Raw genomic sequence first — 20,443 nt, forward strand, 5'->3', positions numbered from 1 at the left:
ATGAGCGAATCAAGCTACTACCCTTGGTACAACGTATGGGACGAGCATGAACACTGGGACCCGCATACCCGTCAGATCGTAGCGAAGCGGCGTACACCGGTGGTGAGCCACTCCTTTCTTACCCGCGACGAAGCTCTGCTGATTCAGACGCTGGCTGGCGTGCTCACCGACGAGTACCGTCAAGAAGTGCTAACGTTTGTCACACAGCATATCGATGAGTCCCTGCGAAGCCCGGTCGGCGAATCACAGCGCAAAGCAGGCGTGCCGGAGAAGAAGACGCTATACCGCGTTGGGATGGGCGGACTAAACGAACTAAGCCATAGGATGTACCGGACAGACTTTATCGGGTTAAAGAGAGATCAACAGGAGGAACTGCTCTCCTTGTTGGAGTCAGGCAGAGCGCCGCAGACGCCAGCCTGGATGCAAGTACAGCCAAAGGATTTTTTTAAAAAAGTGCTGTTTGACGTCGTCAGTGCCTATTACTCGCATCCGCTGGTCTGGTCCGACATCGGCTATGGCGGCCCAGCCTATCCGCGCGGTTATGTGAGGGTGGAAAAAGGACTGGTAGATCCATGGGAGGCAAAGCGCGATGGAAAATAAAGATCGTGTGACCCACCATAGTGATCACTATGCAGGGCACCGTTCGAAACGACTGGATAAACGGAAATACAGGGATGGAGCGGACATTTGCATCGTAGGAGCAGGCGCTGCCGGTGGAGTGCTGGCTTATGAATTGGCCAAGGCAGGTCTGAAAGTGGTCGTGATTGAGGCAGGTCCTTATTGGAACCCACAGACTGACTTTGCCAGTGACGAACTGGCCACCAGACGGCTTGGCTGGGAAGCCACCCGCATCGTCGATGGGGCCAACCCGCTTCGTTTGGGCCACAACAACTCTGGTCGCGGTGTCGGCGGAGGGACGGTTCACTTTACAGGTGTCTTTCTCCGTTTTCACGAGAGCGATTTTAAAACGCGAACCACTGACGGGGTAGGAGAGGATTGGCCAATCGCCTACGAAGATCTTGCTCCCTTTTACGACAAGATTGAGCGCGATATTGCCGTCTCCGGACCCAAGCACTACCCCTGGGGACCGTTTAACGGGCCGTATCCGTACCCGGTTCGGGAACCGATTAGCGCCAATGCGCAGGTGTTCCGGGAAGCTTGTGAGAAGCTGGGGATCGAGAGCGTAGTCACACCGTTGGCCATTCTGTCCGCCCCGTTTGACGGTCGTCCCCCCTGCATCAACCGCGGTTTTTGCAACCAGGGGTGCATGCCCAATGCCAAGTACAGTGGACTGATCCAGCACATCCCCAAAGCGATTGAACACGGTGCGGAAGTGCTGTCGGACTGCATGGTGACACAGGTGCTGACCGATGGAAGCCGGGTGACCGGCGTGCTATTTGACTATGAGGGGACAACCTACGAGCAAAAGGCACGTGTCGTCATTCTGGCCGGGTTTGTCGTGGAAACACCCCGCTTGCTGCTTCACTCTGCTACGCCGCATTTCCCTGACGGCTTGGCCAACTCCAGCGGTTGGGTCGGCAAAGCGATCATGCCGCACAGCAGTCACGATGTATACGGGTTGCTGCCGGAGGAGGTACGCCTTTACAAGGGTACGCCTGTTCTGGCGACGACGCAGCACTTTTACGAAACGGATAAGCGGCGGGGATTTGCGCGTGGCTACACGCTGCATGCCCACGGCTCACGGCCGGTTGGGATGGCTTCACAGATCGCCACCGAACGGGCGGATGGGCGTATGTTGTGGGGCAAGCAGTTGCGGGAAGCCATGCTCGATTACAACTACTACGCTCGGATCACATTGGTCGGAGAAGTGCTGCCCAACCCCGACAACCGAGTTACGTTGACGGATGGGGCGGATGAGTACGGAATGCCGTTGGCCAAGGTAACGTTCAGTTACGGAGAAAACGACCTGCGGCTGATCGATCACGCGGTGGAACAGATGAATCGTCTGATCGAAGCGATGGGCGGCAGCCCGGCACATGTCGTCGGGGAAACAGCTCATCTGATGGGCGGGTGCCGGATGGGTAGCGATCCTGACGCGTCAGTCGTTGATTCGTACGGCCGCTCTCACGATATTCCTAACCTGTATATCGCTGGAGCAAGTGTTTTCGTGACATCCGGCGGCGGAAATCCGACCAATACGGTAATGGCTTTGGCTGCTCGAACTGCAGATCATCTGATTGAGGAAATGTCACGTCACAACATCTGACCTGCATTTTCAGCGAAGGCGTCTTTAGTACGCTTGGACAAGTTATGCCAAGAAATTGTAAAAAGTGCTGTTCCCCTGCAAGTGAGACGTATAGTATACTAATATGAGCAAACTATACACTACAAAAGGCGGGGGGAAGCATGATGGAACCCTCAGAGATGATGCACCTTCTGGATATGTCCGACCTGTTTAAGATTTTGGGAGACAAGACGAGGCTGGCCATTTTAGCCCTTCTGCACGTGCAGGCTCTCTGTGTGCGTGATATCGTGATGATTTTACAGGTTTCCCAACCATCTATCTCTCAACATCTTGCTAAATTAAAGGGTCAGGGCCTAGTGAAAGAAAGCAAGAAGGGCTCATGGGTGCTGTATTCCATAAATGACGACTGTGAACCGATCGTGAAGGCAATCCTCGACTACCTGCCCGACTTGCGACATCGGGTCAAGGAGTTAGAACGGCGTGGGTTAAAGGCTGCATTGTGATACATACCAACAAGTATCGGGACATGATCAAAAGGTGAAGCCTAGGCTTCACCTTTTGTCTGACGCACGGGAGATCTGCTTGTTTGGTCCGTTTAATCGTTTAGTGCCTGTTGGAGTGCCGTTTTATCAAATCCGTGAATCACCGACTGTTCCTCGTTTTCATCAATGACAAGGGTCACAGGGGTCTGTGTCGCCCCCAACTGAATTGCTTCATTGAAATAAGTGTCGTTTTCGCGAATGTTTCGGTCTTCAAAAGCAATCCCTTGCTGCGTTAACCACATTTTTTCTTCCTGACAGGGACCGCATGTCGGTTGCGTGTATATAATGACTTGTTTGGGCATCTGTTTCGTCACGCTCCTTTTCTTGTTTTTGGTAAATACAGGTAAAACGGGCGGCGGGAAGGTGGGAAAAGAAGGGCCGTTATAGCGGACACGCTACTGGTATTCGCGATGAAAAGGGATTCCTCCTGCCATTATGTATACACTATGTGAAAAGAGGAAAGATCATGAAAGCGATAGCCCTTGGCATATTGTCATGTCTGTTTTTTTCGACCACCTTTTTGTTGAACCGTTCCATGAGCCTTGAGGGGGGATCGTTCGCCTGGAGTGCCTCCCTTCGCTTTTTCTTTATGATTCCCCCGTTGCTGCTGATTGTCTGGCTTAGCGGCGGGATGAAAAAACTATGGAAGGAATGGACGGCTCACCCCTGGACATGGATTCTTTGGGGAACCGTCGGCTTTGGCGTGTTTTACACCGCTACTTGTTTTGCGGCCGATTACGGTCCCGGATGGTTGGTGGCCGGTACCTGGCAGATCACGATCATCTGCGGGCCGCTTCTTGCCCCACTATTTGGAAGCAAGATTCCGTGGAAAAACCTTAGCTGGTCGATACTGATCTTGATTGGGGTCGTGATCATTCAGCTTGATCATGCGCAGGCCGTCACGCCGTTGGCAGTTGCTTTAACCGTGCTGCCCTTATTAGCTGCGGCTGTCGCCTATCCGCTCGGCAACCGCAAGATGATGGAGCATCTTGGGGGCAGTCTGGACACATTTTCGCGCATACTCGGCATGTGTCTGGGCAGTCTGCCTTGCTGGCTGCTGCTGGCTGCTGGAGGATACGCCACACATGGGTGGCCGAGTCAGTCGCAGGTGACACAGTCCCTGTTGGTAGCTGTTTGCTCCGGACTTATTGCGACGGTGCTGTTTTTTGCCGCCACAGAGATGGCGGGTGGCGATCAGAACAAGCTGGCAGCGGTCGAAGCAACTCAATCCACCGAGATTGTTTTTACACTCATTGGCGAGATGCTGCTGCTGGGTGCAGTATTGCCGTCTTTTGCGGCGCTAATCGGTATTAGCATTGTTTGTCTCGGGATTTTTATGCAAAGCATGCAGCGGCAGAAGCCAACTGCACACGTCGATACTGCATAGGAAAAGGAGGAAAACGGGGAAGGCTGTGGCAATAAATGGTTGGATACCTTCTTGATGAGCAGAGCACATTATAGTCAGCAAGGTCAAGGAGGTGAACCGCAATGGCAAGACGTAACCAACAACCTCAAAACCCGGCTGCCGCTAACGCTGCTGCAAATGCTGCCGCTCGTGCAGCTCAAAACAATAATGCTGCAACTGAGTTCGCCGCTGAGACGAATGCAGCTGAGGTACGCCGTCAAAACCAACAATCTGCTGCTCGTGCTGCAGCAAACAACAAGGTGACTGAATAGGTTCACTCCGTCCAAAAACCCCCGTTCAGACGGGGGTATTTCTTTTTTGTCATCATACTCATCATTTGCGATAATGGATGGAGCAGGAAAGGGGTGTTGCGGATGATTGTCGGTATTGGAAGCGATATCGTAGAGATTGACCGCGTTGATACGCTGCTGCAGCGTCAACCGCGGCTGCGTGATCGGCTTTTCAGTTCGCGTGAGCAGCTTTATGTCCCGACAGGGTCGCAGCAGCGCGTGGTTGAGTACACAGCAGGTCGGTTCGCGGCCAAGGAGGCGGCAGCCAAGGCGCTGGGCACCGGAATTGGTGCCAGGGTTGCTTTTACCGATATAGAGATCATTCCGGATGAGCGGGGAAAACCTCTGCTGTCGATCACGCCAGCTATACTTGCCGCCTTGTTTCCCGACAGCAAACTGCGGCTGCACGTCAGCATTTCCCACTGTACGTCATATGCGCTCGCCTATGTGGTGATCGAACAACTCTAACTTGTCTGCATATTGGGACGAGAAGAGACATAGATATATATCGCGTAGATTAGGAGGGACTACCTGTTCTGGTGAATGCACCGGGAATGTCGGTCCGACCCTTCTCAAAAAGCGATATCGTATCTACTTGCATCGTCTCGTCATACTCGACATACGAGTTACAAGCAGATGCGACACCACGTTGATGGGTGGGGTTTTCGGGCTTACAAATTTCCCTGGAAATAGACAGGGGAGCCCTCCTTTGTCGAAACTAGACAAGGAGGAGTTGTTTTCTATGAAACGGGGAGCTTTATGGTTGGTGATCGGACTTGTCCTTTCCGTTTTTACAGCAGGTTGCTTTGGCACGAAGTCGCCGGAAGACGTGGTAGGGGACTTGAGCAGTACGCTTGAAAAGATGTCCGGTTACAAGACAACTGCTGTGCTGACATTGCAGACAGGTTCGACCCCGCAAGAGTATGATGTGGAAGTTTGGTATCAAAAGCCGACAAACTATCGGGTCGCACTCACCTCCAAGCAGCGGAACATTACACAGATCATACTGCGTAATGACGAAGGTGTGTTTGTGCTGACTCCCCACCTGAACAAAAGCTTCCGTTTCCAAAGTGGTTGGCCGGAAAACAACGGTCCGCTCTACTTGTACGAGACGTTGGTACGGAGTATCCTGGACGACTCGGAACGGAAGGTAAACATGGACGACAAGCAGTACGTATTTGAGGTGAAGGCGAACTACAGCGGCAATCGTTCCCTTACCAGGCAAAAAATCTGGCTGACGGAAGACTTCAAACCGACCCATGCCGAAATCATGGATGGCAACATGAATACGATGGTAGAGATTTCGTTCGCAGAGTTTATCTTTGATCCTCAGTTCGACAAAGATGCATTCGATAAAGACCGCAACATGCAAAGTGCGATGATGGCTATTCCAACGTTTGCGCAGGGGGGACTTGAGGAGCCGCCATCGGGCTCTTTTGGTGTGATCCAGCCTACCTATATGCCGCAAGGGGTAAAGTTGGGTGCAGTAGAACCGGTAAAGCGTGGGGAAGAGTATAGTGTCGTGCTGCAGTACGAAGGGACATACAATTATAAGCTGATGGAGGCTCGTCCTACGGCTACAACCGTTAGCTATGATGTGGGGATGCCGATCAACCTAGGATTTACCGTTGGTGTTCTGACCGGTTCGGCCGACCAGCAGCGGATGCTGACTTGGGAGCTGGACGGCGTAGAGTTTACGTTGGTGGGGAACCTGCCGGAGGAAGAGATGGTTAAAATCGCTAACTCTACGTATGGTGTGAGCGGGAAGTAAAACAAGCTGATCCACACGCGCGGGCAGGTGAACCCTGCCTCTTTTTTCTCTTTTTTCTTGGCATCCTGTTTGTTGACACGTCAGCCCAAAAAGCGATAAGATACGCATAGTCATGACGTGAGGTGACAGACAAGGGCATGAAGAAGCGAACGGAAGAAGTACTGTTTCAAGCAGAAGCGAGCTATAAGGATTTGCTTTTGCGGAAAAATATGAAGCTGCGCATATGGGAGACGGCCGTTTTTGTCGTCGGCATGGTGCTGCTCTCTGTCTTGTTTGGATCGCAAAGCAATACGTTTAAGCTGTTGGCCTTTGCGATTGCCTTTGGAGTAGTCGGTCTTTCGCCTTTTCTGTACAAAGCTGTATTACGCCCGCGTTACACACTGACGAAATCGCATCTGATCGTCTCGATTGCCGGTCAGGAACGGTCGTATCCGCTTTCTGCGGTTGAGCAGGTGTACGAGGGGAGAAACGTCTATCGGCTGCAGGGGAAGAAAGAATCTTTGATGATTTCGCGCGAATTCCTCGCCCATCTGGACGAACGGTTATTTCTCCTTCAGCGTAAGGGGAAGAGGCGATAAATCATGAAACCCTATTGTCGTGATACGTGGATTGAGGTGGATTTGGACGCGATCGGCGCCAACGTGCTGGCGTTCCGGGAGCACATCCCTCCGTCTTCGGCGATTATGGCCGTTGTCAAGGCGGACGGATATGGTCACGGAGCGGTTCACGTCGGGCGTGCGGCTCTGGAAAGCGGTGCCGCGTCGCTAGCTGTGGCCATGCTGGATGAAGCGATTGTCCTGCGTCGGGCAGGCATTACGGCGCCGATTCTCGTGCTGGGATATACACCGGTTGAATCCGTAGACCAGGCAGCGGAATGGAACGTAGCTCTAACCGTGTACCATGCTGAGTGGATCGAACAGGTGACACGGCGGCTTCAGCATGCTGACAGTCTGAACCGGTTGGCTGTTCATGTCAAGGTGGACACGGGCATGGGCCGCCTGGGGGTGCGCTCAGAAGCGGAACTGCTCGCAGTGGTTGAAGCAGTTGAGCGATCGCACGAGTTGTCCTGGGAAGGGATTTTTACGCATTTCGCCTGTGCCGACGAGCCGGATACGGCACATGTGGAAGCACAGCACAGGCGGTTTCGGGAGCTGCTAGATGGGCTGCGGGCGAGAGGATATGCCCTGCCACAGGTCCATTGCTGCAACAGTGCGGCGGCCACCGCTTTTCCGGAGTGGGGGTATGATGCGATACGGCTGGGCATCAGCTTGTACGGGCTGTCCCCATCCGCTTTTCTGCGCGAGCAAGGACAGGTCCGATTGACACCTGCTCTCTCGCTGAAGACGCGAATCGCCCATGTGAAAACAGCAGAACAGCCGATGACGATTAGCTATGGAGCCACCTATACGGCTGCACCGGGAGAACAGATTGCCACACTGCCGATTGGATATGCAGACGGTTTTTCCCGCTTGCTTTCCAACCGTGGCACGGCTTTGCATAACGGTCGGCGGGTACCGATCGTCGGCAGGGTTTGTATGGATCAGACGATGGTCCGGATTGAAGCGGCAGATGCCAGTGTGGGTGATGAGGTCGTCTTGTACGGCCAGCAGCAGGATGAGCGAATCACGCTGGATGAAGTGGCGGAGCTGTTGGGAACGATCAACTATGAAGTTGCCTGCATGTTAAACTACCGTATTCCACGTGTATATCTTAAAGGCAACCAAGTTGTCGATTTTTGTCACCGAATTCACAACAAGTGTTAAATTGTAACACGAAAGAAGCAGGATTTTTGCAGCAGAAAGCGAATAGTATGATAGCGGTATGCTGAAGGAGTTGGAGTTCTCCGGAACGCATGTTTCGTCACCATACAGGTATATTTTTGCATACGGTTCGACATAATGGTATTGTTAATAAGGGATAATCACCGGTTAACTGCATTGGATGTCATTGGGTCATGGTGGAGGTGGATTTGTCTTGTCGAAAACCAACACGAAGCGTATCATGATTAGCCTGCCGCAGCACCTGCTGCAGGAAGTGGACGGCGTGGTAGAGAAAGAGAAGTCCAATAGAAGCGAACTCATTCGTCAGGCAATGAGTCTTTATCTGAAGGAGCGTAAAAAGCGTTTTATCCGGGAAACGATGCAAAAAGGGTATATGGAGATGGCAAAAATCAATTTAAATATGGCTTCGGAGGCATTTGAAGCAGAGGAAGAAGCCGACTTGACTTTGGACCGCTTAGTAAGCGGGGTGTAGCTGGTGATAGTAAAACGTGGCGATGTATTTTTTGCGGACCTCTCACCTGTTGTCGGTTCTGAACAGGGGGGCGTGCGCCCAGTATTGGTGATCCAAAACGATATTGGAAATCGTTTTAGTCCGACTGTCATCGTCGCGGCTATCACGGCACAGATTCAAAAGGCCAAACTGCCTACGCATGTAGAGATTGACGCCAAGTTATACGGATTTGATCGTGACTCCGTTATTCTGCTCGAGCAGATTCGCACGATTGACAAACAGCGTCTCACCGACAAAATCACTCGCTTGGACGATGAGATGATGGAGCGTGTCAATGAATCGTTGCAGATAAGTTTGGGTTTGATAGACTTCTAAAACGACGAATGGAAACCGCTTTTGTCTCGTGGGGCAAAGTGGTTTTTCTTTTTCCAGCACAAATCAGGTGCTCGCAGAGAAGGAATTACGTACCCGGATAGCGAATAATTCAAAAAATTATCTGACACGAATAGACAGAAACCAACAAAGTTTTTTTATTCATCCGATAAGTTTTTTAGCTCCAGGCGGGGAAGGGGCGGTGCAAAACATGTTGCGGAAAAGGGAAGGAGTCGCTTCCTATGGCCGAGCGATGCTCTATTTATGTATACACAGAACATGATATTGTTCGGGCCAGGCAGGCGGGCAGACAAATTGCCAAGGAGATGGGGTTCGGCACCATTGTCCAGTCCCGGATCACGACTGCCATCTCGGAACTGGCGCGCAACATCTTTTTGTATGCCGAAGTGGGCACCATCACGATCGAGCAGATTCAACAGGACGAGAAGATCGGCTTGCAAGTGATCGCCACGGATAAAGGGCCGGGCATCCCTGATATACGCAAAGCAATGGAGGACGGATTTTCCACCTCAGGAGGGCTTGGCGCCGGTTTGCCAGGGGTAAAGCGCCTGATGGATTCCTTCTTGATTGACAGCGTTCCAAACCGGGGGACACGGGTAACCGTCGTGAAATGGAAAGACTGAAGGGAGAACCGCCGCCGATGAGTCGCAGACAGCTAAAAAAACAATACAACGAACTACTGCTATCGTTTCTTCTATCGGGGGCAGAGGATCAACTCTATTCGGCACAGCAGCTCGGCAAGTGGCTCATCCGGCATAATGTGGCACCAGAAGATATCATTGACCTCCACCTGGAGGCCTTGGAGGGCCACGTGGACGTGCCTGAGCCGGTACGGATATCGTTTCAGCTGCTGACAGAGATCATGATCGAATACGGGATTGCCTATCGGGAGCATCTGTTTCTGCGAAACAAGCAGCAGCAGTTGGAGTCGGAGATCGAAGTGGCTGTAACGATGCAGCATACGCTGCTGCCGGCATCGATTCCCGATGCGGCTGGTTTGGACATTGGGCTGATTAGTGTGCCGTCCAAGAAAATGAGCGGGGACTACTACAATGTGTTTCAGTTGGAGGATCACCTGCTAGGGGTAGCTGTTGCCGATATCGTGGGAAAAGGGATACCGGCAGCGCTCTCCATGTCCATGATCAAATACGCCATGGACGGTCTGGCTGCCTGGGCCCGCAAGCCTGCTGAAATGCTTCGCCAACTAAATGGTGTGGTGGAGCGCAATATCGATTCCAGCATGTTTATCACCATGGCATATGGTGCTTATGATACGTCGGCACATCGCTTTCGCTATGCTGTCGCCGGTCACGAGCCGGGATTCTGGTATCGGTCTCGTACCAAGCGATTGGCCGATTTGCCGGGGAGTGGATTGGCGCTCGGCCTGCAGCGAGACTCCATCTATGAAGAGTATGAGCTGCAGTTAAAACGAGGGGACTTGATCATCCTGCTGACCGATGGCGTGACCGAGCGAAAGGTGGGAGATCACTTTTTGCGGCGGAGCGAGTTGAGCGAATACATACTGGATTTGATTGGTTTGCCTTGTCAGGAAATCGTCGACAGCTTGTATCGCAAGTTGCTTAATCTCTCCAATCACGAGTTGCCTGATGATCATACGATGATTGCGATACGCAGAACGAAATAAAACCATGCCGAAGCTACGATACCATCCATGGCTGAACTCACAGGGAGGAAAGGGAAACATGAATGTGTCGATCAATAAAAAGCAGCGAAAAGACGGCTCCGTGCTCTACGTTCGGGGAGAGATCGATGCCTATACCGCTCCGCTGGTAAGCGAACAGCTTCTGCCGCTGGTCTCGGAAGCAGAGTCGAAAAGCGTTTCCGTCGATTTGCGAGATGTATCGTACATGGACAGCACTGGTGTAGGGGTGCTGATCGGGGCATTAAAAGCATCCAGACAATCGGGATGCCAGTTGGTATTGGAAAATGTTACTCCCAGGATTGAACGCCTGTTCCGGATTACCGGACTGTCCGATATTATCCCTGTTAAACCGCTTGGAGGAGAGGAAAAGGAATGGGAGTGAAAGAAACTGGTCATCTCGTTGAACTAACGATCCCCGCTCGTGCCGAATACATCGGGGTAGCACGTCTACTGGTGTCAGGCGTGGCCAACCGGGCCGGATTTTCCTACGACGAGATTGAGGATATCAAGCTGGCCGTAGCGGAAGCTTGCACCAACGCGATTCATCACGCATATGGAGAGGGAGCTAACGGCTCGGTTCGCATCCTCTGCATGATCTATGAAGATCGACTGCAGATACAGATCATCGACTGGGGGGCCAGTTTTGATCCGGAGCGTGTCGAACGAAAGCTTGGTCCGTTTGACAAAGATGCTGATATCGATTCGTTGACAGAAGGAGGGCTTGGGCTTTTTCTCATCCAGTCTGTTATGGACGATGTACAGATTGACGCAGACAACGGGTGTGTCGTGACAATGACCAAGTACGTTCGGCGAGACGAGGTGGCAAAGCATGTCGACGAACAGTCCAAAGCAAAAATGGAGTAGCGAGGAACTGGACCAACTGCTCGCCGCCTACCAGCAAGACTACAACAAGGATATCCAGAACATCTTGTGTGCGCACTATCGGCCGTTGGTGGAATCCCTGGCCAGTCGCTTTTCCCGGGGACAGGAGCCACAGGAAGACCTTGTGCAAGTCGGTATGATCGGGCTGCTGGCCGCCTTTCGACGGTACAACAGCGGCTATGGTCGCAGTTTTGAGAGTTTTGCGATCCCCACCGTAGTGGGTGAGATCAAGCGGTACATACGGGACAAAACCTGGAGCGTGTACGTTCCCCGGCGGATCAAGGAGCTGGGGCCCAAGATCAAGAAAGCTGTGGATGAGCTGACCGCTCAGATGCAGTGCTCCCCTCAGATCGCCGATATTGCTCGCTACATGAACGTAAGCGAAGAAGAGGTTTTGGAGACGATGGAGATGGGGCGCAACTACCACTCTTTGTCAGTCGACAGTGAAATCGAGACAGACAGTGACGGAAGCACGATCACCCTGTTGGATCTCATCGGCAGGGAAGATTCAGGGTATACCAGTATTGAAGATGAAATCACCCTTTCGAAAGCCCTGCAGGTACTCACTCCACGTGAGAAGGCAATTATCCATCTAACTTTTTATGAAAACATGAGCCAAAAACAAGCAGGTGACGTGCTCGGCATCTCACAGATGCACGTATCTCGGTTGCAGCGAAGAGCGCTGATGAAACTGCGAGAGGCGCTTCGGGCGAGCGAATGGGTAGAGGAAAGACAGCGGGGGGGCTTCGGATAAGCCCTCTTTTTTGTTTTATGGTAAAATGATAGGGCTAGAATGACAGGAGGACGTATCGCACATGGAAGAGAAGCAGATGGGACTTGTGATTGCACAAGAGCTGGGGATTCAGCCAAAGCAGGCAGAGCATACAATCGCCCTCTTGGATGAGGGTAATACGGTACCGTTTATTGCCCGTTACCGTAAGGAGATGACCGGACAACTGGACGAAACTCTGATTCGTCAGATCGATGAACGGGTCCGTTATCTGCGCAACCTCTCCGTACGGAAAGAAGAGGTACTGCGGCTGATCGACGAACAGGGAAAGCTGACCGAAGAATTGGCTGAGTCGATTCAGCAGGCGACCAAGCTGCAGGAAGTGGAAGATCTGTACCGTCCGTTCCGACAAAAGCGGCGAACCAGGGCGACAGCAGCCAAGGAAAAGGGATTAGAGCCACTTGCTGACTACTTGCTCACTCTGCCGACAGCAGGCGAACCGGCAGAGGAAGCGGCTCGCTACGTTGATGCCGACAAAGGTGTAGAGACGGCGGAGGATGCCCTGCAGGGTGCGATGGATATCATAGCCGAACTCGTATCAGATGACGCCGATGTACGGAAATGGATCCGTCAGATCACGCAGGAGAAGGGCACGATCCAGACCGAGCAGAAGGAAGCGGAGCAGGACGGCAAAAACGTGTACGAGATGTACTATCAATACAGTGAGCCAGTAAAAAAAGTGGTGCCGCATCGCGTGTTAGCCATCAATCGAGGAGAGCGCGAAGGCATCTTGAAAGTGGCGATTGAAGCACCGGTCGATGAGATCCTGCGATATCTCAGACAGCGTTATATTCCGCGGGAGACAGTGGTTCGTCCCATCTTGGAAGAAGCGATCGATGACGCGTACAAGCGGCTGATCACCCCCTCGATTGAACGGGAAGTGAGGGGACTGCTCACAGAGGCTGCGGAAGAGAGGGCGATCCACATCTTCGCTGAGAATTTGCGAAACTTGCTGTTGCAGCCGCCGCTGAAAGGGAAGCGAGTCCTGGGAGTGGACCCGGCTTACCGCACCGGCTGCAAGCTGGCGGCCGTGGATGAGACGGGTAAACTGCTGGAGGTGGCTGTGGTATACCCGACTCCGCCACAAAAAAAGGTGGTAGAAGCGAAAGAGAAAGTAAAACAGATGATTGCCGACCACCGTCTGACGATCGCCGCGATCGGAAATGGCACGGCTTCACGCGAGACAGAGCAGTTTGTGGCAGATGTGATCAAAGAGCTCAATCAACCTGATCTGTTCTACATCATTGTCAATGAAGCTGGAGCTTCCGTCTACTCTGCCTCGGAGCTGGCCAAAGAGGAGTTTCCACAGCTAGATGTTGCCGAGCGCAGTGCCGTATCGATTGCTCGCCGACTGCAGGATCCGCTGGCTGAACTGGTAAAAATCGACCCCAAATCGGTCGGGGTGGGTCAGTATCAGCACGATGTGTCACAGGCACGACTGGCGGAAAGTTTGCAGTTTGTGGTAGAATCAGCGGTCAATCACGTCGGAGTCGATGTGAACACGGCTTCTGCTTCTCTGCTGCAATACGTTTCCGGAATCAATAAACAGGTTGCGGCCAATATCGTCAAACACCGCGAAGAGAACGGCAGCTTCACCAATCGGGTGCAACTGAAAAAGGTGTCGCGGTTAGGCGCCAAGACGTACGAGCAGTGTATCGGTTTCTTGCGCATCGTCGATGGAGAGAATCCTTTGGACAAGACACCGATTCATCCCGAATCATATGCGGCTACAACGCAACTGCTGTCCTCGCTGAGCATCCGTCCGGAGGAGATCGGCAGTCCACAGTGTCGAGAGCTGCTGCAGACTGTAGATGTGTCAGCAACTGCAGCACAACTGGGTATTGGCGAACCGACGCTGAACGATATCATCCAAAGTCTGCTTCGCCCAGGACGCGATCCACGTGACGAACTGCCAAAGCCGCTGCTCCACAAGGATGTCCTGCAACTCAGCGATCTGAGGGAAGGGATGAAGCTGCAGGGCACCATTCGCAACGTGGTCGACTTTGGGGCGTTTGTAGACATTGGACTGAAAAATGACGGTCTCGTTCACATCTCCCAGATGAGGAAAGGTTTTGTCAAGCATCCGCTGGACGTCGTAACCGTAGGGGACATAGTCGATGTCTGGGTGCTGGAGATCGACGAGCGGCGTCAGCGTGTGGGTCTGACGATGATCGATCCCGGCAGTTGAGGGAGAAAGGCTTGGAGCAATCCCGGGATTAGTGCTTTTACACCACCATGTATAGAAAAAAGGCCGTCCTACTCTTGAGGACGGCTCACATGTTTTTCTAAGTATAGGAACCAACAACTGTTTAACAAGCGGATTTGTCTAACATCTTTCCCTAAAAAAGCACGCTGCAGTTGCTTGCGCATCCACTGTGGCATATAGGAACCTCCTGCTGCAGTTTTCCATACAGCAGTGTATGCCCAATGAGGCGAAGCGGTACCTGTCTTTAGCCCAGTGATTCCTCTTCTTCCTGCAGGAATTCGAGCTGCGCCTGAAGCGCGCGAATTTCTGTCAGCAGCGAGATGAGCGGATACTGCGTTTCCGGCAACCTGGCAAAGCGCTGTTCCAGTTCGCTCACGTATGTCAAGCCCGGCAGCACAGGACAGTCATCGGCGTATAGATCCAGACTGCCGCATTCGGCAATCAGCTTAGGCAAAGGTGGTTTTTCTTCACTGGTTAGTTTGTCAATCTCCTTGTATAACCGCTTGATCAAGGCGACCAACTGGTACATATATGAGTCCGGCAGACTGACAAAGCAGAGCCGGTCGGAGTCCGCCAACAAAAGGTATCGCATACCGTTCCCCCATCCATCTTGCTTATGTGATTGTTTCCTGAAATCGCTCCATCATGGACAAGTGTAGCGTTCCTTTGCCAGGAATTCAAGACCGGGTATAAAACCCTTTTTGCCAGAGAGAGGAGTGGTGTCCATGACCGATCAAGAACTGCAGACACTGGTGGAAGAAATCTCGCTCACCTTTTTCGGCAAGCCGTTTCGCCATCATGCTCGCTTTAATCGACGGTTGCGGACAACCGGTGGACGTTATCTGCTGGCTTCACACGATATCGAACTAAATCCGCTTCATCTGGCTGAGCACGGAGAAGCGGAATTGATCAGTATTATCAAGCACGAACTGTGTCACTACCACCTTCATTTGGCCGGACAGGGGTATAGACACGCAGATCGTGATTTCCAGATACTGTTGAGCGAGGTGGGCGGGTCTCGCTACTGCAAACGGGTCGGAAAAGCGGGAAAACCTGCCGATTATAAATATGAACTGCGCTGTCGGGAATGCGGCATGTCCTACAAGCGCAGACGCAAGATGAATCCGGCACGTTACGTATGCGGACGATGCCGGGGGCGTCTGCAGTTGTTTTCACTCGGTGACGGGACCAACTCTGCCGCGCAAAGTGGAAAGTGAGAGAAGGCAGCGGTATAATGGGAAGCAAACATGCGGGAAAGGGTGTTGGCGGTGGCAAAAGATGAGTTTTCCCTCATCCGCCGCTGGACGAGTCGCGCCTCCAATCAGGAAGGAGCAGGCTTATCTGTGGGAATAGGAGACGATGCTGCCGTCTTCACCGTTCCGGACGGGATGGAGGTCATCGCCTGCTGTGACGCGATGATTGAGACGGTTCATTTTCTGCGGGAGACGATGGCACCCGCTGATATCGGCTATAAAGCGATCATGAGTACGATTAGCGATGTCGCCGCCATGGGGGGAATTCCTCGCTATGCACTGGTGACGATGGGGTTGTCGGCGGATTGGACGGCAGAGGAATGCGATCGGATTTACGATGGTATCTATGAAGCGCTCGCTCTTTACGGAATGCAGTTGATTGGCGGGGACACCGTATCGACGCCTGATGCGCTCCACTTGTCCGTCAGTGTGCTGGGCGAGGTGGAACGAGGAAGAGCGCTGCGTCGTTCTGCGGCTAGACCCGGAGATGTTGTTTTTACCACTGGGAGGCTTGGCGAGTCTGCTGCCGGTTTACACGCCTTGCTGGCAGCAGCTCGCACAGATCGTGAGCCGGACCAGGAGTGGGAAACCCTGTACGCGGCCCATCGACGTCCGCAAGCAGCGGTCCATGCTGGGCGTCTGCTGCTCACTTCCGGCGCCGCAGGTGCTTTGAACGACATCAGTGATGGCTTGGCCTCGGAATTATGGGAGATCGCAGAAGCGAGCAAGGTCCATATCACGATCGAGCAAGAGCGTCTGCCGATATCGGAGACGCTGCGTCGATACGCTGCTGCTGTTGGGCACGATCCATATCGCTGGATCTTTTACGGTGGCGAGGATTATCAATTGGTCGGCACGGTAGATCGGGAAGCTGCCGATGGACTGCAGCGGCAGTTTGCGGAGCACGGACTCTCTCTTGTCTGCATCGGTCGCGTGATCGAGGGGGAGAGTGAGCCGGGAATCACGCTGTGCGAACCGCAGGGTAGAAGCAGGCCGCTTGGCAAGGAAGGCTTCAATCACTTTTCCGGTGCTGTTGAATGAACGATCGGGAGGAAGCAGGTATGCAGAATACATACAGCTGGACATTTCAGGACGTCGGGGAGACACAGCGGTTTGCCGAGCGATTGGCGGCGCTGCTTGTTCCCGGCGACTTTCTCGCTCTGGAGGGTGATCTGGGAGCGGGCAAAACCACGTTTACCCAGGGATTGGCGCGCGGTCTGCAGATTGATGAGGTGGTCAACAGTCCTACCTTTACCATTGTCAAAGAGTATCACGGTCGGCTGCCGCTCTATCACATCGATGTGTATCGGGTGAGTGACGATCCTGATTCGCTCGACCTGGACCCATACTTTTTCGGAGATGGCGTATGTGTCGTAGAATGGGCCTCCCTGATCGAGCGGTGGCTGCCAGGAGAGCGGTTGACCATAACGCTGCGCCACGAGGGTGAACAGAAGCGTCACTGCGAACTGACAGCGCAAGGAGACCGATACGAAACACTTTGTAAGGAGTTGGACGGTAGTGCGCATCTTGGCGATTGATACATCCAACCTGGTGCTGAGTGTAGCCGTAGTCGATGAGACACGTATGCTTGGCGAGTGGACGACCAATAAGCAAAAGGATCATTCCGTCCGTCTCATGGACGGGATTGCACAACTGTTGGAGACATTGGAGTTGGAACCCGAACAGTTGGACGGGATTGCGGTTGCTCACGGACCAGGTTCCTATACCGGAGTGAGAATCGGAGTGGCAGCGGCCAAAAGCATGGCTTGGTCGCTGGGCATTCCGGTTGTTGGAGTCTCTAGTTTGGAAGTAGTAGCCGCAAACGCACTCGGTTTTGCAGGAGCTGTCGTTCCCCTGTTCGATGCGCGGCGAGGACAGGTGTATACCGCCTGCTACCGCTCGAAACATACCGATGCATGGGACACGGTGCTGCCTGAGCGGATTATCCTGCTGGACGAGTGGCTCTCACTACTAGCGGAATCACTGGATCAGGAATCGATTCTGTTCCTTGGCGATGATACTGCACTGCACCAGGAGACGATCCGTTCCCGACTGATAGGTCGTGCCTGTTTTGCTCCTCCTGCCTTCAATCACGCCCGGGCTGCCCATCTCGGTTGGATCGGTTTACAGCGGCTGGTTCGTGATGCCGACCCCCATCTGCTCAATCCCGAGTATCTGCAGATGGCGGAAGCAGAGGCAAAATGGCTGGCAAAACAAGGACAGTAGAGGGGAAAACGATGAGTGGACAGGATCAGATGGGGCAGACGATTCCGGTCCGGTTTCGTCTCATGACACTAGATGACGTAGAGTGGGTTGGGGAATTGGAGCGATTGGCCTTTCCCACACCGTGGCCGACGGATGCTTTTGTCAACGAACTGACGATCAACAAACACGCCCGATATGTAGTAGCCGAAGTAGAGGGGCAGGTCATCGCCTACTGTGGCATGTGGCTGCTCGTGGATGAAGCGCACATCACCAACGTCGCCGTCCATCCCCATTACCGCGGACGGGGAATCGGTGAGCGGCTGATGCGGCAGATGATGGGCTTGGCCCTGTTGCAAGGTGGGGAAAAGATGACGCTGGAAGTGCGGCCCAGCAACCATAGCGCGCGCCGCCTCTACAAAAAGCTCGGTTTCATGGAGCACGGGATTCGCAGGAAGTACTATACGGACAATGACGAAGATGCCATTATCATGTGGGTGAATTTACGTGAACAAGAAAACTGACACGCGCTATCATCAGCGCGTCCAGCAAACCTATCAACAGCATATAAAATCAGGCCGACCGACGCTGCTGCTTGGCATTGAGACCAGTTGTGACGAGACCTCGGCCGCCGTGGTCCAAGATGGCACGACGATCCTCTCCAACGTGATCGCCTCCCAAGCAGAGATTCATAAGCGCTTTGGCGGTGTCGTGCCGGAAGTTGCCTCACGACGTCACGTGGAAAACATCACGCTTACCGTAGAGGAGGCGCTTCGCCAAGCGGATAAAAAGCTGGAGGACATCGCGGCAATCGCTGTCACACATGGTCCCGGACTGGTAGGTGCGCTTCTCGTAGGGATTGCCGCCGCCAAGGCGATTTCGTTTGCCCGCGGCATCCCACTGATTGGCGTTCATCATATTGCCGGTCATATCTATGCCAACCGCCTGATCACAGAGCTTTCCTTTCCGCTGATCGCGCTGGTCGTATCCGGCGGGCATACGGAATTGGTGCTGATGCGCGAACACGGCAGCTTTGAAATCCTGGGGCGGACGCGTGACGATGCTGCCGGTGAAGCCTACGACAAGGTAGCGAGAGCACTCGCTCTGCCATACCCCGGTGGACCGCAGATCGACCGGTTGTCCCGGGAGGGCATGGCTTCGATTCCGCTACCGCGTGCCTGGCTGGAGCCGGGTTCGTACGATTTCAGCTTCAGCGGTCTGAAGTCGGCGGTATTAAATACGCTCCACAATGCGAAGCAGCGCGGCGAGACGATCCCGCCTGCCGATTTGGCCGCCAGCTTCCAGGAATCCGTAGTGGAGGTACTGGTGGAAAAAACGATTCGCGCCGCCACGGAGTACAAGGCGCAGCAGGTTCTGCTGGCGGGAGGCGTCGCAGCAAATCAAGCACTCCGTGACCAGTTGGCTGCCCGCTGTGCAAAGGCAGAACTGCCGCTAGTCATTCCTCCATTGTGCCTTTGTACGGACAATGCTGCGATGATTGCGGCTGCCGGCCATATTTCCTATCTGCGGGGGAAGTTCGCCTCGCTCGACTTAAACGGTGTGCCCGGCTTGCCGCTTTCTGATTTATAGGTCTGGTGTACAGCTGATATCGTCCGGTGAACGGATCATCGCACTTTTTTCCCTTGATGCTGCTCGTCTGTTTCATCAGCTGAACGAACCATGCCTCCAGTCGCTGCCGCTGCCAGACAGCCAACAGAACAAGGACGCCGCATACCACCGCAATCGATACCCACAAGCCAGTCGACCCGGTAATCACCCCGGTCGTAATCAGGAATGTCAGGAGAATGCCCGGCAGTCGACCGATGAACACCAGCAGCAGGAAGCGGCGAAACGAGACGGCAGAAAGCCCTGCCAAGGCACAAACCGCGTCGTCAGGCAGAAAGGGCAGCAGAAAGATGACAAACAGCCAGACTCCGCGCGCATCACAAAAGCCGATATAGCGGCGAAAAATGGTTTCCCCAACCATCTTGGTGACGAGCGGGCGTCCCCATCTGCGAGCGAGCAGAAAGATCATCACGGAGCCTACTACGGCACCGGCCAAACTGAGTGCAACGCCCTTGTAAAAACCAAACAAGAGCCCACCGGCGACCACAACGACCGGAGCGGGAATCGGAGCGATCACGACCTGCAGAACCTGCAGGAAAAAATAAACGATCGGTGCCCAAGGGCCGTAGCTTTCAACAAACTGGCGGTGCGCCTCGGCCGAAGAGAACACGTGACGAGCCTGTTCCCAGAGAAGGGGCCAGTCAGCTTGTACCGTAGCGTAACCGACGGCTGCTGCTGCTATGATCAAACTGAAAAGAAGGATTGTGCGGTGTTTCACGGAACAGATACGCCCCTTTCTGGCTGGTGTTGCGCTTGATCAGGTCAACCGTGCCGGGACGGGGTTTTCTTTTTGCTGCCGCCTATACTACGCGGAGATTTGCTGCTATGGTATAGTCTTTCATTACGCTGTATAGGTACACGAAGAAGAAGTTTCCGTCATGATCGATGAAGACCGAGCATCACGGCTTTACCCACAGGCAGTCATTCAGCGCAGTTGTGGAAAAGAAGCGACCTCTTGTGGGAATTGTGGATAAATTGTGGT

Annotated in this window: 26 protein-coding genes and 1 pseudogene; 23 read left to right on the forward strand and 4 right to left on the reverse strand. The window is 53.5% G+C overall.

Going from position 1 to position 20,443, the window contains the following annotated elements; translation table 11 throughout:
- The 3 genes from LOK74_RS23610 to LOK74_RS23620 all read left to right on the forward strand — a co-directional run bounded on the left by LOK74_RS23610 (window position 1) and on the right by LOK74_RS23620 (window position 2,709).
- On the forward strand, window positions 1–600 hold the full coding sequence (locus LOK74_RS23610) for a gluconate 2-dehydrogenase subunit 3 family protein (protein ID WP_230044440.1): 600 nt from the start codon (window positions 1–3) through the stop codon (window positions 598–600).
- On the forward strand, window positions 590–2,227 hold the full coding sequence (locus LOK74_RS23615) for a GMC family oxidoreductase (protein ID WP_230044441.1): 1,638 nt from the start codon (window positions 590–592) through the stop codon (window positions 2,225–2,227). The genes LOK74_RS23610 and LOK74_RS23615 overlap by 11 nt, the downstream gene beginning before the upstream one ends.
- Window positions 2,228–2,370: 143 nt before the next feature.
- A complete protein-coding gene (locus LOK74_RS23620) occupies window positions 2,371–2,709 on the forward strand; it encodes an ArsR/SmtB family transcription factor (RefSeq protein WP_230047114.1) in 339 nt (112 codons plus the stop codon).
- A 92-nt stretch (window positions 2,710–2,801) separates the two neighbouring features.
- On the opposite strand, the gene LOK74_RS23625 is transcribed toward LOK74_RS23620, so the two are convergent.
- Window positions 2,802–2,990, reverse strand: a complete 189-nt coding sequence (locus tag LOK74_RS23625; protein WP_420908708.1) for a glutaredoxin family protein — start codon at window positions 2,988–2,990, stop codon at window positions 2,802–2,804.
- 224 nt (window positions 2,991–3,214) lie between these two features.
- On the opposite strand from LOK74_RS23625, the gene LOK74_RS23630 reads away from it, so the two are divergent.
- The 14 genes from LOK74_RS23630 (at window position 3,215) to LOK74_RS23695 (ending at window position 14,362) form a co-directional block, all read left to right on the forward strand.
- Entirely contained in the window at window positions 3,215–4,135 is a 921-nt protein-coding gene (locus LOK74_RS23630; protein WP_230044443.1) for a DMT family transporter, read from the forward strand.
- A gap of 101 nt (window positions 4,136–4,236) precedes the next feature.
- Window positions 4,237–4,425, forward strand: coding sequence for a gamma-type small acid-soluble spore protein (locus LOK74_RS23635; protein WP_230044444.1), 189 nt, complete (start codon window positions 4,237–4,239; stop codon window positions 4,423–4,425).
- A 102-nt stretch (window positions 4,426–4,527) separates the two neighbouring features.
- A complete protein-coding gene (gene acpS / locus LOK74_RS23640; RefSeq protein ID WP_230044445.1) occupies window positions 4,528–4,911 on the forward strand; it encodes a holo-ACP synthase in 384 nt (127 codons plus the stop codon).
- A 274-nt stretch (window positions 4,912–5,185) separates the two neighbouring features.
- Window positions 5,186–6,214: an outer membrane lipoprotein-sorting protein gene (locus tag LOK74_RS23645; RefSeq protein ID WP_230044446.1), complete on the forward strand. Its 1,029-nt coding sequence runs from the start codon at window positions 5,186–5,188 to the stop codon at window positions 6,212–6,214.
- Between the two features lie 137 nt (window positions 6,215–6,351).
- Entirely contained in the window at window positions 6,352–6,792 is a 441-nt protein-coding gene (locus LOK74_RS23650) for a hypothetical protein (protein WP_230044447.1), read from the forward strand.
- 3 nt (window positions 6,793–6,795) lie between these two features.
- Window positions 6,796–7,977: an alanine racemase gene (alr, locus tag LOK74_RS23655; RefSeq protein ID WP_230044448.1), complete on the forward strand. Its 1,182-nt coding sequence runs from the start codon at window positions 6,796–6,798 to the stop codon at window positions 7,975–7,977.
- 178 nt (window positions 7,978–8,155) lie between these two features.
- A complete protein-coding gene (locus LOK74_RS23660) occupies window positions 8,156–8,467 on the forward strand; it encodes a CopG family ribbon-helix-helix protein (RefSeq protein WP_277613413.1) in 312 nt (103 codons plus the stop codon).
- A 3-nt stretch (window positions 8,468–8,470) separates the two neighbouring features.
- The gene (locus tag LOK74_RS23665) at window positions 8,471–8,821 is read left to right on the forward strand and encodes a type II toxin-antitoxin system PemK/MazF family toxin (RefSeq protein WP_230044450.1); all 351 of its coding nucleotides are present in this window, start codon (window positions 8,471–8,473) and stop codon (window positions 8,819–8,821) included.
- A 239-nt stretch (window positions 8,822–9,060) separates the two neighbouring features.
- Complete coding sequence (locus LOK74_RS23670) at window positions 9,061–9,462, forward strand: anti-sigma regulatory factor (RefSeq protein WP_230044451.1); 402 nt, start codon at window positions 9,061–9,063, stop codon at window positions 9,460–9,462.
- A 17-nt stretch (window positions 9,463–9,479) separates the two neighbouring features.
- Window positions 9,480–10,484, forward strand: coding sequence for a PP2C family protein-serine/threonine phosphatase (locus LOK74_RS23675; RefSeq protein WP_230044452.1), 1,005 nt, complete (start codon window positions 9,480–9,482; stop codon window positions 10,482–10,484).
- A gap of 58 nt (window positions 10,485–10,542) precedes the next feature.
- A complete protein-coding gene (locus LOK74_RS23680) occupies window positions 10,543–10,884 on the forward strand; it encodes an anti-sigma factor antagonist (protein ID WP_230044453.1) in 342 nt (113 codons plus the stop codon).
- Entirely contained in the window at window positions 10,875–11,366 is a 492-nt protein-coding gene (gene rsbW, locus LOK74_RS23685; RefSeq protein ID WP_230044454.1) for an anti-sigma B factor RsbW, read from the forward strand. The genes LOK74_RS23680 and rsbW overlap by 10 nt, the downstream gene beginning before the upstream one ends.
- Window positions 11,332–12,138: an RNA polymerase sigma factor SigB gene (sigB, locus tag LOK74_RS23690; protein WP_230044455.1), complete on the forward strand. Its 807-nt coding sequence runs from the start codon at window positions 11,332–11,334 to the stop codon at window positions 12,136–12,138. The genes rsbW and sigB overlap by 35 nt, the downstream gene beginning before the upstream one ends.
- A gap of 61 nt (window positions 12,139–12,199) precedes the next feature.
- The gene (locus tag LOK74_RS23695) at window positions 12,200–14,362 is read left to right on the forward strand and encodes a Tex family protein (protein WP_230044456.1); all 2,163 of its coding nucleotides are present in this window, start codon (window positions 12,200–12,202) and stop codon (window positions 14,360–14,362) included.
- A 68-nt stretch (window positions 14,363–14,430) separates the two neighbouring features.
- Here LOK74_RS23695 and cmpA read toward each other — a convergent pair whose 3' ends face one another.
- Window positions 14,431–14,556 (reverse strand): cortex morphogenetic protein CmpA, encoded by a 126-nt coding sequence (gene cmpA, locus LOK74_RS23700; protein ID WP_230044457.1) that lies wholly within the window; start codon window positions 14,554–14,556, stop codon window positions 14,431–14,433.
- Between the two features lie 68 nt (window positions 14,557–14,624).
- The gene (locus tag LOK74_RS23705; RefSeq protein WP_230044458.1) at window positions 14,625–14,972 is read right to left on the reverse strand and encodes a hydrolase/acyltransferase; all 348 of its coding nucleotides are present in this window, start codon (window positions 14,970–14,972) and stop codon (window positions 14,625–14,627) included.
- A 133-nt stretch (window positions 14,973–15,105) separates the two neighbouring features.
- Here LOK74_RS23705 and LOK74_RS23710 point away from each other — a divergent pair, with 133 nt between their 5' ends.
- From LOK74_RS23710 to tsaD, 6 genes are read left to right on the forward strand one after another with little or no spacing between them, the layout of a single operon-like run.
- Window positions 15,106–15,597 (forward strand): SprT family protein, encoded by a 492-nt coding sequence (locus tag LOK74_RS23710; protein WP_230044459.1) that lies wholly within the window; start codon window positions 15,106–15,108, stop codon window positions 15,595–15,597.
- Between the two features lie 30 nt (window positions 15,598–15,627).
- On the forward strand, window positions 15,628–16,674 hold the full coding sequence (gene thiL / locus LOK74_RS23715; protein ID WP_230044460.1) for a thiamine-phosphate kinase: 1,047 nt from the start codon (window positions 15,628–15,630) through the stop codon (window positions 16,672–16,674).
- A 20-nt stretch (window positions 16,675–16,694) separates the two neighbouring features.
- Window positions 16,695–17,171: a tRNA (adenosine(37)-N6)-threonylcarbamoyltransferase complex ATPase subunit type 1 TsaE gene (tsaE, locus tag LOK74_RS23720; protein ID WP_230044461.1), complete on the forward strand. Its 477-nt coding sequence runs from the start codon at window positions 16,695–16,697 to the stop codon at window positions 17,169–17,171.
- Complete coding sequence (tsaB, locus tag LOK74_RS23725) at window positions 17,152–17,859, forward strand: tRNA (adenosine(37)-N6)-threonylcarbamoyltransferase complex dimerization subunit type 1 TsaB (RefSeq protein WP_230044462.1); 708 nt, start codon at window positions 17,152–17,154, stop codon at window positions 17,857–17,859. Before tsaE ends, tsaB begins: the two co-directional genes overlap by 20 nt.
- A 29-nt stretch (window positions 17,860–17,888) precedes the next feature.
- On the forward strand, window positions 17,889–18,359 hold the full coding sequence (rimI, locus tag LOK74_RS23730) for a ribosomal protein S18-alanine N-acetyltransferase (RefSeq protein WP_230047115.1): 471 nt from the start codon (window positions 17,889–17,891) through the stop codon (window positions 18,357–18,359).
- Window positions 18,360–18,402: 43 nt separating this feature from the next.
- Window positions 18,403–19,425, forward strand: a complete 1,023-nt coding sequence (gene tsaD, locus LOK74_RS23735) for a tRNA (adenosine(37)-N6)-threonylcarbamoyltransferase complex transferase subunit TsaD (protein ID WP_420908810.1) — start codon at window positions 18,403–18,405, stop codon at window positions 19,423–19,425.
- A gap of 256 nt (window positions 19,426–19,681) precedes the next feature.
- Here the strand turns inward: tsaD and LOK74_RS24320 are convergent.
- A pseudogene (locus LOK74_RS24320) lies at window positions 19,682–20,179 on the reverse strand (TVP38/TMEM64 family protein); the annotation flags it as partial.
- Between the last annotated feature and the right edge of the window lie 264 nt (window positions 20,180–20,443).

This window comes from Brevibacillus humidisoli, assembly GCF_020923435.1.
GTDB classification, from domain to species: Bacteria; Bacillota; Bacilli; order Brevibacillales; family Brevibacillaceae; genus Brevibacillus_E; species Brevibacillus_E humidisoli.